The sequence below is a fragment of the Streptomyces sp. NBC_01335 genome (assembly GCF_035953295.1).
Lineage (GTDB): Bacteria > Actinomycetota > Actinomycetes > Streptomycetales > Streptomycetaceae > Streptomyces.
Genome location: NZ_CP108370.1, coordinates 7,001,754 through 7,013,709 on the forward strand (window position 1 = coordinate 7,001,754; position 11,956 = coordinate 7,013,709).

The window sequence follows — 11,956 nt, forward strand, 5'->3', positions numbered from 1 at the left end:
GGCCCGCAGCCGGACCGCGGTCCCTGCCGCGTGGGGCGGGACAGGGCCGTCTGCTCAGGAGCGGGAAGCGCGTATGTGCTGGTTCCTGGACTGTGGCGGGGCCCGGGGTGTCATGCTGGGCGAGTCGAGGGGGCCAACTCCGTTGGCCGCCAGGGATGTTCGCTCCGTCGTGGGTACGTCCTGGTGGCGGTGACCGGGGGCCGGTGAGCACGCGGCGTCCTCGGGTCGCCCCCTTCGGCTCCCTGACGCGGGGCGGGCCTCGAAGAAGGGTTGAGGCACCTGATGTCCTCACGTTCCGTGTTACGCCCGTCGCGTCCGCGACGCAGATTCTCCGCGCTGGTCGCCGCCGGCGCGCTCGCCGTCGCCGGGCTGGTCGCGCTGCCCGCCCCCGCCGCGCAGGCGCTGCCGCCCGCCCCGGTGGCGTACGTCCCCGACCTGTTCGGCAACACCGTGACGGCGCTCGACACGGCCACCAACACGGCGGTCGCGACCATCCCCGTCGGTTCTTCCCCGATCGGTGTGGCGGTGTCCCCGGACGGTACCCGCGCCTACGCCGCCAACAACGGCTCCGGCTCGGTGTCGGTGATCGACACCGCCACGAACACCGTCACCGCGACCATCGCGGTCGGCGCCGGCCCCCTCAAGCTCGCGGTGTCCCCGGACGGCGGCACCCTCTACACCGCCGACTCCGGCGCGAACACCGTGTCCGTCGTCGACACCGCCACGAACACGGTCACCGGGACGGTCGCGGTCGGCGCCCTGCCGTTCGGCCTCGCGCTGTCCCCGGACGGCACCCGCGCCTACGTCTCCAACAACAACGGCAACACGGTGTCGGTGATCGACACCGTCACCGACACCGTCGTCGCGACCGTCGGCACCGGCCTCAAACCCAACGTCATCAAGGTGACTCCGGACGGCACCCGCGCCTACGTCGGCAACCAGAACTCCCACACCGTCTCGGTGATCGACACCGCCACCAACACCGTCACCGCGACCGTCCCCGTCGGTATCGGCCCGTTCGGCCTCTCGCTGTCCCCGGACGGCACCCGCGCCTACGCCAGCAACAACAGCTCGGCTTCTGTGTCGGTGATCGACACCACCAGCAACACCGTCGTCGCCACCGTCGGCGTCGGCAGCGGCCCGTTCGAGTCCGCGGTCACCCCCGACGGCGCCTCGGTGTACGTCCCCAACGGCTACGACGGCACCGTCTCGGTCATCGACACCGCCACGAACACCGTCACCACGACCTTCCCGCTCGGCTCCTTCCCCTACGCTGTCGCCTTCGCCCCTGCAGCCGCCGCCGTACCCACCGCGGACCTGACCGTCGCCGTCACCGATGCCCCCGACCCCGTCAACGCGGGCGACCCCCTCACCTACACCGCCATCGTCGACAACAACGGCTCCGACGCCGCCACGGGCACCACCGCCACGATCACCCTCTCCGGAACCGCCCGCACCATCACCTCCGCGACCGCCTCCCAGGGCTCCTGCGCCATCACCGCGCCGACCGTCACGTGCGCCCTGGGCACCGTCGCCGACGGTGCGTCGGCCACCGTCACCGTGCACGTGACCCCGACCGCGGCCGGCACCCTGACCGCCACCGCCACCGCCTCTGCCACGGAGACCGACCCGGTGCCCGGCGACAACACAGCCGCCCAGTCCACCACCGTCGCCACCCCGCCGACCGCGGACATCGACGTCGATCTCACCGCGCAGCCCCACATCGGCATCCTGGTGCCCTACCTGAGCTACACCCTCACCGCCCACAACACCGGCCCCAACGCCGTCACGTCCGCGACCCTGACCGCGACGCTCCCGCCGGGTGCGTCCGCCACCAACCTCTCCGCCGGATGCACCGCCGCGGGCACCACGGTGACCTGCTCCTACGGGCCCATCGCCAACAGCGCCGGCGTGAACAAGACCTTCCGCGTCCCGCTGAGTCTGCTGACCCTCGGAGCGGTCACCGTCACCGGCCAGCGGACCACCTCCGCACCCACCGACCCCAACACCGTCAACAACAGCGCGAGTGCCACCTGCACCGCGCTCTCCATCCTCCTCGTCACCTGCCCCTGACACCGGCCAGGCAGGCGGTGAACCCGCGCCACCCCGCCGCTGCCATGCGTCAGCTCCGTACTACCCGGTCGCCAAAGGCCCCCCGGTTCCACAACTCGCGGCAGCAGCACATGACCAGCGAGGACGAAGTCACGGACGGGCACAACCTGCGGTACTGACCAGCCCCGGCCGCCGCGCTGCGGCCGGGGCGAGTGCGCGCCACGGGCCCCGGGGACGCTTGGGTTCCAACGGTCCTCGCAGCACCCGCGATCTGTGGGAGTTGCGGGGGCCGCGGGTGTTGAGCGGGTTGATCTCGTAGGGTTGCGGAAGCGTCTCCCCATGCGGCCGTATGTCGTGGGGAACGTGACGGTGGTTGCGCGCGAGGCGGGTCAAACGGCCCGAGCGCATGCCGGCCACGGCTGCTTGACCTTGCCGCCGGCGGCAGGGTCGCACGATGGCCGGTATGAACAGCCCCGCAGCGCACAGCAGCAGGGGTGTGGCCGTCACCGGAGTTGCTGACCCGCAGCTGGGCGGTCGAGTTGGCATCCCGCAGGATCCGGGTGGTGGCGGGTCGCCCCCCAGTGCGATCGGCCCCCCATCGGCGAGCACCGGCCCCCGGTCCCCGGTCGGCCCCTGCGCGGGCCGGCTCTACGGTCGAAGTCCCTTGCGCCGGAAGGGGATTGAAGGAAACCCGTGCGCAGATTCCCCTTGCCCAATGGTCAAGAATCGTTGACCATTGCTCGTATGCCAGCCGACGAGCTTCCCGAGACCCTTCACGTCACGACGGACGAGCAGTTGCGCGCCGTCTCCAACCTCACCCGCCACCGGATCATGGCCGTGCTCCGCTTCGAGCCCGCGACGATCACGCAGATCGCCGAGCGGGTGGGCCTCGCGAAGGGGAGTTCCAGCTACCACGTACGGCTGTTGGAGCGGGCCGGCCTGGTGAAGGTGGTACGGACCCGGAAGGTGCGGGGAGTCCATGAGCGGTACTACGCCATGGCCGCGCGGACGATCGTGCTGCCGGATCCGGGCCGGGGAGGGCCGGATGCGCTGATGCGCCACGCGCTGGCGGACCTGGAGGCATCGCCGGTGGACGGTGAGCGGCACATCGGGATGGCACATCTGCGGCTCAGCGACGAGCAGTTCACGGAGTTGGGGGAGCGGTTGCAGGCGCTGGCGGAGGAGTACCGGGAACTGTCCGATCCGTCGCGCGGGGACGCGTCGTTCGTCTTCGCGCTGTTCCACCCGGCACCGCGCGAGCAGGCCGAGGGGAGCGCCAAGTGAAGAAAGATGTACGGAAGTTGCCGGCCGGGTTCGCGCGGCTGTGGACCGCGCAGACGGTGTCCTCGCTCGGTGACGGGGTGTCGCACGCCGCGCTGCCGCTGATCGCGCTGACGTTGACGCGGGACCCGATGGCGCTCGCCGTCGTCACGGCCGCCGGGACGCTGCCGTGGCTGCTCTTCGGGGTGCTCGGCGGTGCGCTGGTGGACCGCTGGGACCGCCGCCGCACGATGTGGGTCACCGACGCGGCACGCGCGGCGTTACTCGCGATACCGGCGGCAGCGGCCGCGCTCGACGTGCTGAGCATTCCGCTGCTCGCGACCGTCGCCTTCCTGCTCGGCCTCGGCGGCCTCTTCTTCGACACCGCCGCAACGGCCTATCTGCCGGACCTGCTCGGCCGGGACCCCGCACACCTGGAGCGCGCCAACTCCCGTCTGCGCGGCGCCCAGACCGCCATGTCCGGCTTCGCGGGACCGCCCGCGGGCAGCGCGCTGCTCACGCTCGGGCGGGCGGTACCGTTGCTCGCCGACGCCGTGTCGTTCCTGCTCTCCGCCCTGTTGGTACGTACGCTGCCCGCCATGCCCCCGCCCGTGCCGGAGGTCCGCGAGTCGCTGCTCCGGCAGGCGCGGGCCGGGGCCTCGTACGTCTTCCGTAACCGGTTGCTGCTCGGGCTCGCGCTCCGCCCGGCGGTCGGGAACGTCGCCTTCCTCGCCGTGGAGACCGTCCTCGCCCTCTTCGCGCACGAACGTCTCGGCATCGACGGCTACGGTTTCGGCCTGCTCCTCACGGCGGAGGCCACCGGTGGTCTGCTCGGTGCGGGCATCGCCTCCCACCTCGGTCGGCGACTCGGCACCGGCACCGCGCTGACCTGCACGGCTGCCGTCGAAGGGCTTGCCGTCCTGGGCCTGGCCGCCGCTCCGGACCCGTACGTGGCCGGCCTCGCGCTCGCCGTCTGCGGGGCCGGCATGGGTGCCACGATGGTGCTCGCGCCCTCCCTGCGGCAGGCGATCGTCCCGCCCCACCTCATGGGCCGGGTCGCCTCCACCTCCCGCATGCTGGCCATGTGCGCCGCCCCCGTCGGGGCCTTCGTCGGGGGCTGGCTGGCCACCGCCTACGACATCCGCACCCCGCTCTACGCCGCCGCCGGCCTCCTCCTGGCGATGACCGCCGTCACGGCGACCATGACCAGCAACCGGCGAGTCGAAGCGGCGCTGCGTGCCGCCGCCCCGGCCGATGAACCGGATCACCCTGCACCCGGGGATCTTGTCCGGGAGAGCGCGCCTGAGGCGGCGTGACGCGCTCGTGGCGGGCGTCACGACGCCCGCGGCGGTTCGCCCTCGGCCCTCGGGCCGAGGCCGTGTCTGACCCTTCCCGCCGGGCGGTCGGCGCCCGGCACGGCACCTCGCGGCGTTGTCGGACCGCCCGAGTACATCCAGTACTCGGGCGGTCCTCCGCCTTGCGATGCACCGCACCGGACACCGCCCGCCGATCCGACGCGAATTGTCAGACACGGCCTAGCGACCCGGGGCCCGTCCCCGTCAGGGCAGCTCCGCCCCCTGCGACGCGCCGGCCACCGGCAGGACCGAGGCCAGGCCGACCACGGGGCCGACCACCGGGGCGACGACGACTCCCGGGCCAGGCCCGGGAGTGAGCGGGGCGTACGCGGGCGGCGGCGACTGGGTCCGCTGCTGCGGGAGCACCGGGCGCAGGGGGCGGGGGCCGGGGACCACCGCGTAGTCGGAGCCGAGGAAGTCCGGGGTCAGGGCGCCGGGGTCGTCGCCGAGGGCGAGGCGCACGGCCGCCCACGGGGCGTTGAGGCCGCACTGGGAGAGCTGGTGCAGGCCCCCGGCGGGGCGGGTGTTGACGTCCATCAGGACGGGTTCGCCCGCGTGCACGCGGAACTGGATGTTCGTCAGCCAGTGCAGACCGAAGGACCGGGCGATCAGGCGGGCCGGCTCGATCCACGCGGGGTCGAGCGTGAAGCCGCGCCGCCGGCCGTTCTTCGTACGGCCCACCGCCAACCGGACCTCTCCGTCGGGGCCGGTGAGGCAGTCGACGGAGACCTCCGGCTCGTCCAGGCGCGGCATGACGAGCCAGTCGACGGACCGCTCGGTGCGCCGCAACGCCCGGGTCACCAGCTCCAACGGCACGTACGGGCTGGGGAATCCGGTCAGGTGCAACATGGAGAACGGCGCCCGGGTGATGATCCGGAACCCGACGCCGCCTTCGCCGCCGGTCGGCTTGAAGCACGCCTTCTCGCCCTGCGCCTCGATGGCGTCCACCGCCGCAAGCAGTTGGGCCTCGTCGCGCACCCGCCACCACGGCGGCACCGGGGCGCCGACCCGCTGCACGGTCTCGTACGCCCGCGCCTTGTCGGCGAAGAGACCTATCGCCTCGGCGGGCGGCGCGAGCAGCGCCGTCCCGAGCGCCGCGAAGTCCTCGCGGTGCGCGGCCAGAGCCGCCTGGTGGAGGACGGGTACGAACACGTCGATGCCGCGCCGCGCGCACTGGTCCAGCGCGTACTCGACGTACGCGGCGGGCGACAGGTTCTCCGGCTCCGGCGCCGAGGTGTCGGCCGCCGCGAGCACCGGGGAGTCCGGGTCGGCGTGCGTGGCGTGGATCTCGACGGGACGGCCCTGCGGATTGCGCCGCAACTGATCGATGAAGAACACGTTCTCCGCGTACGTGCGGTTGAGCCAGACGCGTACGGGAGAGACCATGCAGGCCGCCTTCGGGGTCGCGGACACGGCGGGGCAGGGCCGTACCCGGTCGGTGGGAGAGGGAGAACGCGGACCACCTGCGGTAGGAGGAACCGCAGGTGGGGGCGTTGGGGTGATCCTAGGGCGCGGGACGGCCCGCTTTGCTACGTCCGTGTTACGGATTCAGGGGCCGGCGTTCCAGGTCCCGCGCCCCGGACTCCGGGTCCGCCGGTGCCGTCCGGCGGACCTCTCCCGTCCTCGTCGCTCCGCCGCGACGGAACTCCTCACTCCGCGATCGGCTTCCGGATCGCCGCGATGTCGAACTGGAGGCGGAGCCGCTCGCTGACCATGGCACCGCCTTCGGCGAGGCGGGCGTTGTAGGTGAGGCCCCAGTCGGAGCGGTTGATGGTGGTGGTGCCGTCGAAGCCGACGCGCTCGTAGCCGAACGGGTCGGTGACGTGGCCGATGTAGGTGAGCTCCAGATCGACCGGGTTGGTGGTGTCCCTGATGGTGAGGTCGCCGGTCATGCGGTAGACGTCCTGCGCCTGGAGGGTCACGGCGGTGCTGGTGAAGACCATCCGCGGGTGCCGCTGGGCGTCCAGGAACTCCCGCCCGACGAGGTGCCCGTCACGCTGTTCGACCCCGGTGTCGACGCTGGCGGTGGCGATGGAGATCTCGGCCCGTGAGCGGGCGGGGTTGCCGCCGTCGAAGTAGAGGAGGCTCTCGTACTCGGCGAACGAGCCCCGCACCGTCGTCACCATGGCATGCCGCACGGAGAACCCGATCCTGCTGTGCGCCGGATCGATCATCCATTCCCCGGTGAGCCCCTTCAGCGCCGGATGGGGGAGCACGGCGGCGGGAGGCGCGACCGTCGTGCCCGCGCCCGTGTCCGCTGTGCGTCGGGGCGTTGAGCTGCGGCTGAAGATGTTCATGAACTATGTAGTTACTTTGAGAGAGCGATCAACGTAAGAGAAAGTTGATGAATTCGAACATTTCCGCGTGAATCTTCACGGGGGTGAAGCCCTTGTGGACACGGGGCGTAGCGACTCGGAAGACCGCGCTCCCGTGCGGCTCCTCTGCGGACAGTGACTGACGCTCTCCCGGCCCCGCGAGTGTTCCACGGTTCATTTGCCATTCCTTCACATCACCTGACAAGATCCCGTCCTTCGGCGTGCAGAATGCCGTCGCTGAGCCGGGGGGACCAGCCGCGTGAGGATACGCATCAGCCTTCGACGTGCCGTGATGGCCATGGTCGCGTTGCTCGTCGCCGCCGCCGCGCTCGGCGTGGGGGCGTCACCCGCCGCCGCTCACCGGGACGGCTGCCACCGATGGCACTCCTGCCCCTCCGACACCGGCTCGTACGTCTGCGGGGACCTCGGGTACTTCTCGGAATGCGGGTACACCTCCCTGCCGGGCTCCGGAACCGGAACGGGCAGCGGCAGCGACAGCGGAAGCGACCCCGGCGCGGACACCGAGGTGGTCCTGGACGACGAGGCGCCCGAGCGACCCGCCACGCGCGGCGCGGACGCGGGGGCCGGCGGACGCGTAGGCGTCGTGGTGTCGGCCGAGAAGGGGGCCCGGATCGAGGTACGGGACGAGGCGGACTCGGTCGTCGCCCACGCCACGGCCACCGGGGTGGAGCAGAAGATCGCCTTCGACGCGGAGGACGGCGAGCACGCCTACACCGTCGTGGCCGTCGACTCCGCGGGCAACACCAGCGACGCGAGCGACGAGTTCACCGTGACGGTCGACGGCACCGCCCCCGAGGCGGGCACACCCGCGCTGGGGGCGACGGACCCGGAGACGGGTGCGGCCGAGGTGTCCCTCGACGCCGAGGCGGGCGCCACGTACGAGGTGACGGTCGAGGGCCGCAAGGAAGCGCTGAGCGGCACGGTCGGCGTCGCCGGAACGGTCAGCGGATCGTTCCGCCTGCCCGACGGCTCGTACCGGCTCGTCGCCGTCGTACGGGACGAGGCCGGCAACCGCACCCGTACGGTCGCGGCCGTCCGCGTCGCCCTGAAGGCACTCCGGCCCCGGGTGCGGGTGGGGACCCCGGAGGACGGGCGTACCCGGGTCGATGTCGTCGGGCCGCCCGGATCGACGGGGACCGTGACCGCGGGGGGCGGGACGGAGCCCGTCCGGCTGGACGGCGACGGACGCGGCGGCGTGTCCCTTCCGCTGGAGGACGGGGCGTACCGGGCGACGGTGACGCTGACCGACCCGTTCGGGCGCGAAGGGAACGCGCGCTCGGCGGAGTTCGTCGTCGACACGGTCGCCCCGGCGCTGCGCCTCGGCTACGACGAGGAGCGGGCGCGCCACGGTGACGTGGTGCTGACGGTGGCCGGTGAACGAGGCGCCACCCTGCGGCTCGACGGAGCGGACCGGAAGCGTTCCGTGGTCCTGGACCGCGCGCACCAGGTACTGACCTGGCACGCGCGGCCCGGCGACCACCGGTTGGTGGCCCGGCTGACCGACGCGCACGGCAACACCACCGAGCGGGAGCTCGTCGTGCGGGTATCGGACGACATGACCGGTGCCGAGATCCGCGACGCCCTGCTCGGCCTCGCCGTGACCCTGGTCGTGCCGGCGGCTGTCGGCGTGCTGCTGTGGCGGCGGCGCAGAGCGATCATCGTGTGGCGGGCCCGACGGCGCGAGTCCGCGCGGATCGCGGCGCAGGAGCGGGCCGCCCTGGCCGTGGTCGCGCGGCAGGAAGCCGAGGAGCGCCGGCGCGAGGACGAGCGCCGCCGCGCCCGGGAGGCGCACGGGCGCCAGTTGGCCGTCTGGCTGAACACCCGCGAACGGCTCGCCGCGGAACACGACTTCGTCCGGGGACTGCTCGGCACGGAGTACAGCGCGGCGGACTTCCGCTGGGCGGCGCGCAAGTCCGGTGAGCGCGTGCTCTTCGTCGCGCCCGCGTCCCTCGTGGAGGTACGTACCCGGCAGGGGGTGAGCCATCTGGAGACCACCTGGGCGGGGGAGCTGGCGGTCACCGACCGGCGCGTCCTGTTCAGCGGTCCGGGCGGCCGGCGGGAGTGGGCGTACGGAAAGTGGCTCAGCCACGAGCACGACGAGCGCGCCGGGCTGACCCTCATCTCCGTGAGCAACCGCCAGAAGAATTCGGGGGTTTCCTACGTCCACGGCGAGGCCTTCCGCGTGCGGATGGCGATCGACCTCGCGGTGGGGCGGGCGCGGGGCCGTGGCGACGAGGTGACCGACCGGGCCCGGGCGGCACTGGAGGCCCACGAGCGGAACAAGCCGGAGAATCCCGCTCAGGCGCGGTGAACGGGCGGGTCGGTGAACGGGCGGGCCGGGGGTCGGTGAACGGGCGGGCCGGGGGTGGTGAACGGGCAGGCCGGGGGTGGTGAACGGGCAGGCCGGGGGTTGGTGAACGGGCGGGCCGGGGGCTCACGTCGGAGGCGTCCCGTCCCGGACCGCGTCGAGGGTCTTGACGGCGTTCCTACCGGGTCGTCCGATCGGGGGCCTCTCCGGAGGAGGGGAGCCGCCAGCCGTACGGATAGAAGTCCGTCTCCCACGAGGTGTGCGAGGCCAGTGCGGCCGCGTTCTCGGGCGTGCGCAAGAGGCAGCGGTTGAGGACCAGTTGGCGCCGCTCGACCGGGGTCAGCAGCGCCTCGGCGGGATCGAGGTTCTCCGGGGCGTCGATGTCCTGGCGGCCGTCCGCGTTGACGCGTCCGCCTGCCGACGTCCGGTGGTCCAGACGGAACTCGGTGCGCCACTGCGAGTTGCCGCCCCAGCCCTGCGACAGGTCGACCGTGGGCCGGTGGCGGCGCAGGAAGGTCCAGTAGAGCGGGGAACGGTCGGCCACGCCGCGCTCCGCGTGCCGCGCGCCGGCCCGGACGCGAACGCCCGCACGGCTGAACAGCAGCGGACCCAGCCACAGCCCCGGCCAGACCGCCCCGGTCACCCGGACGGGCTCCTCCGGGTCCTCGGCCTGCTCGACCTCCACGATCTCGTGCAGGAAGGGGTCGAAGGAGCCCGTCTCCCGGAACGGCACCAGCCCCAGGCCGGTGAAGAGCTGGAGGTACTCCGCCGGGTCGAGCGCCGACTGCTGGTCGAGCGTGCGCATCCGGCGGGCCCGGGGTGTCTCGTCCCCCGCGTCCGGGGGCGGCTGGTGGGGCAGGAGCAGCACGTCGCTGACCCGGCTGAGGGCGTACAACTCCCAGCTCAACTCCGCGCGGAGGTGCCGAGGCCGGCTGGAGTCCTCCTGGCAGAGCGACTCCGCGGCCTTGGCCAGCCAGGCCCGGTGGCCGACGGCGGTGGCGTGTGCGAGCCACGGCGCGACCACCGACCCGAAGGCGTCGGGGCCGTGATGGTCCCGCAGCGCCTCGTAGAGCTCCCTGGCGTCGGCCGTCGGCCGGGGCGGCAGTTCCTCATCCATCCGCGCAGCGTAAGGGTGCCGCGGAGGCGGCATCGAGCGGTTTTCCGAAGGCGAGCCGAATCGGTCCACCACCGGCGGCAACCTTTTGGTTCCGTGCGGCGACTACGAGTCCGAACCCCCTGTCTCCCACGGGGGACAGAGGAACGGAAGCGCCATGGCACCGTACGGACGCAGGCCACCGGACCAGTGGGCGGCGCTGGACGGGCGGGTGGCGGTCCCGGCTCCGAATCGTCCCCGGCCGTCCGGAGTCACGGGACTCCCCGGGCTGTCCGGGGGCGTGGGGCTTCCCGCTCCCTGACTCCTTCCCAGGAGGTGTCGAAGCGCTTCGACGCCTCTCTGGACAGTTCACAGGAGTCCGTCTAGCCTGGATTGAATCTTCGCATGTCAGAGGGGGATTGAGAGGGAAGTCGCTCGTTTCGAAGCGCTTCACCAACCGTTCCGTCCTCTCCGTTGTTCTGCCGCACCCCCACTTGTCACTGTCACCCGTAAGGGAGAGCGCATGGTCACCCTGGCCGAGGTCGCCCAGCACGCCGGAGTCTCCGCGAGCACGGTGAGCTACGTCCTCAGCGGGAAGCGGTCCATCTCCGCTCCCACCCGGGAGCGCGTGGAGCTGAGCATCCAGCAACTCGGCTACCACCCCAACGCCGGGGCCCGCGCGCTCGCCAGCAGTCGCTCCAACATCATCGCCCTGATGGTGCCGTTGCGTACGGACATGTACGTGCCGGTGATGATGGAGATCGCCATCGCGGTCGCCACCACCGCCCGCACGCACGGCTACGACGTGCTGCTCCTCACCGGCGAGGAGGGTCCCGCGGCGGTCCGGCGGATCGCCGGGAGCTCGCTCGCCGACGCGCTGATCCTCATGGACGTGGAACTGCACGACGAACGCCTGCCCGTGCTCCGGGACACCCAACGGGCCGCCGTCCTCATCGGGTTGCCCGCCGACGTGGCCGGACTGACCTGTGTGGACCTCGACTTCGAGGCGACCGGGGCGCTGTGCCTGGAGCACCTCGCCGGACTCGGGCACCGCGAGGTCGCGGTGATCGGTGAGGCGCCCGCCGTCTACGAACGGCACACCGGCTTCGCCGAACGCACCATCGACGGCATCCGGGCCAAGGCGCGGGAGACCGGCGTGACCGTGCTGCACCGGCCCTGCGAGGGCGGCTACGCGGCGATGGCGCAGACCCTGTCGCGGATCTTCGACGAACGGCCGAGCACCACCGGCTTCATCGTCCAGAACGAATCCGCGGTGGAGCCGCTGCTCAACCTCCTCCAGCAGCAGGGCCGTGCCGTGCCCGAGGACGTCTCGGTCGTCGCGATCTGCCCCGAACAGGTGGCGGCCCAGGCCTCCGTGCGGCTCACCTCCGTCGCCATCCCCGCCCAGGAGATGGGGCGCCGGGCGGTCGAGCTGGTGGTGGCCAAGCTCACCGGCTGCGGCAAGGACGAAGTCGAGCTGATCGCGCCGGAGTTGACGATACGGGCGAGTACGGGCCCGGCGCCCGCGGTCTGAGCCGCGCCGGTGGACCCG

Annotated in this window: 8 protein-coding genes; 5 read left to right on the top strand and 3 right to left on the bottom strand. The window is 72.4% G+C overall.

Features of this window, described 5'->3' with window-relative positions:
* Positions 1-282 precede the first annotated feature (282 nt).
* The 3 genes from OG599_RS29880 (at position 283) to OG599_RS29890 (ending at position 4,628) form a co-directional block, all read left to right on the top strand.
* Positions 283-2,073: a YVTN family beta-propeller repeat protein gene (locus tag OG599_RS29880; RefSeq protein ID WP_327179080.1), complete on the top strand. Its 1,791-nt coding sequence runs from the start codon at positions 283-285 to the stop codon at positions 2,071-2,073.
* 723 nt (positions 2,074-2,796) lie between these two features.
* Positions 2,797-3,336, top strand: a complete 540-nt coding sequence (locus OG599_RS29885) for a helix-turn-helix domain-containing protein (protein ID WP_327179081.1) — start codon at positions 2,797-2,799, stop codon at positions 3,334-3,336.
* A gap of 17 nt (positions 3,337-3,353) precedes the next feature.
* Complete coding sequence (locus OG599_RS29890) at positions 3,354-4,628, top strand: MFS transporter (protein ID WP_442809720.1); 1,275 nt, start codon at positions 3,354-3,356, stop codon at positions 4,626-4,628.
* A gap of 243 nt (positions 4,629-4,871) precedes the next feature.
* Here OG599_RS29890 and OG599_RS29895 read toward each other — a convergent pair whose 3' ends face one another.
* Both OG599_RS29895 and OG599_RS29900 read right to left on the bottom strand, forming a co-directional pair.
* Positions 4,872-6,053 (bottom strand): ATP-grasp domain-containing protein, encoded by a 1,182-nt coding sequence (locus tag OG599_RS29895; protein WP_327179083.1) that lies wholly within the window; start codon positions 6,051-6,053, stop codon positions 4,872-4,874.
* 263 nt (positions 6,054-6,316) lie between these two features.
* On the bottom strand, positions 6,317-6,964 hold the full coding sequence (locus OG599_RS29900) for a YceI family protein (protein WP_327179084.1): 648 nt from the start codon (positions 6,962-6,964) through the stop codon (positions 6,317-6,319).
* Positions 6,965-7,241: 277 nt separating this feature from the next.
* Between OG599_RS29900 and OG599_RS29905 the strand changes: the two genes are divergently transcribed.
* Entirely contained in the window at positions 7,242-9,314 is a 2,073-nt protein-coding gene (locus OG599_RS29905; protein WP_327179085.1) for a hypothetical protein, read from the top strand.
* A gap of 175 nt (positions 9,315-9,489) precedes the next feature.
* On the opposite strand, the gene OG599_RS29910 is transcribed toward OG599_RS29905, so the two are convergent.
* Positions 9,490-10,428 carry a hypothetical protein gene (locus OG599_RS29910; RefSeq protein ID WP_327179086.1) on the bottom strand — a complete coding sequence of 313 codons (939 nt, stop codon included), beginning with the start codon at positions 10,426-10,428 and terminating at the stop codon, positions 9,490-9,492.
* Positions 10,429-10,927: 499 nt separating this feature from the next.
* On the opposite strand from OG599_RS29910, the gene OG599_RS29915 reads away from it, so the two are divergent.
* Positions 10,928-11,938 carry a LacI family DNA-binding transcriptional regulator gene (locus OG599_RS29915; protein ID WP_327179087.1) on the top strand — a complete coding sequence of 337 codons (1,011 nt, stop codon included), beginning with the start codon at positions 10,928-10,930 and terminating at the stop codon, positions 11,936-11,938.
* Positions 11,939-11,956 lie beyond the last annotated feature (18 nt).

What these genes read in the sequence shown, in the direction of transcription:
- OG599_RS29885 (WP_327179081.1), top strand. Translation starts at nt 2,797, where the DNA reads ATGCCAGCCGACGAGCTTCCCGAGACCCTTCACGTCACGACGGACGAG.
- OG599_RS29915 (WP_327179087.1), top strand. Translation starts at nt 10,928, where the DNA reads ATGGTCACCCTGGCCGAGGTCGCCCAGCACGCCGGAGTCTCCGCGAGC.
- OG599_RS29900 (WP_327179084.1), bottom strand. Translation starts at nt 6,964, where the DNA reads ATGAACATCTTCAGCCGCAGCTCAACGCCCCGACGCACAGCGGACACG.
- OG599_RS29910 (WP_327179086.1), bottom strand. Translation starts at nt 10,428, where the DNA reads ATGGATGAGGAACTGCCGCCCCGGCCGACGGCCGACGCCAGGGAGCTC.
- OG599_RS29895 (WP_327179083.1), bottom strand. Translation starts at nt 6,053, where the DNA reads ATGGTCTCTCCCGTACGCGTCTGGCTCAACCGCACGTACGCGGAGAAC.
- OG599_RS29880 (WP_327179080.1), top strand. Translation starts at nt 283, where the DNA reads ATGTCCTCACGTTCCGTGTTACGCCCGTCGCGTCCGCGACGCAGATTC.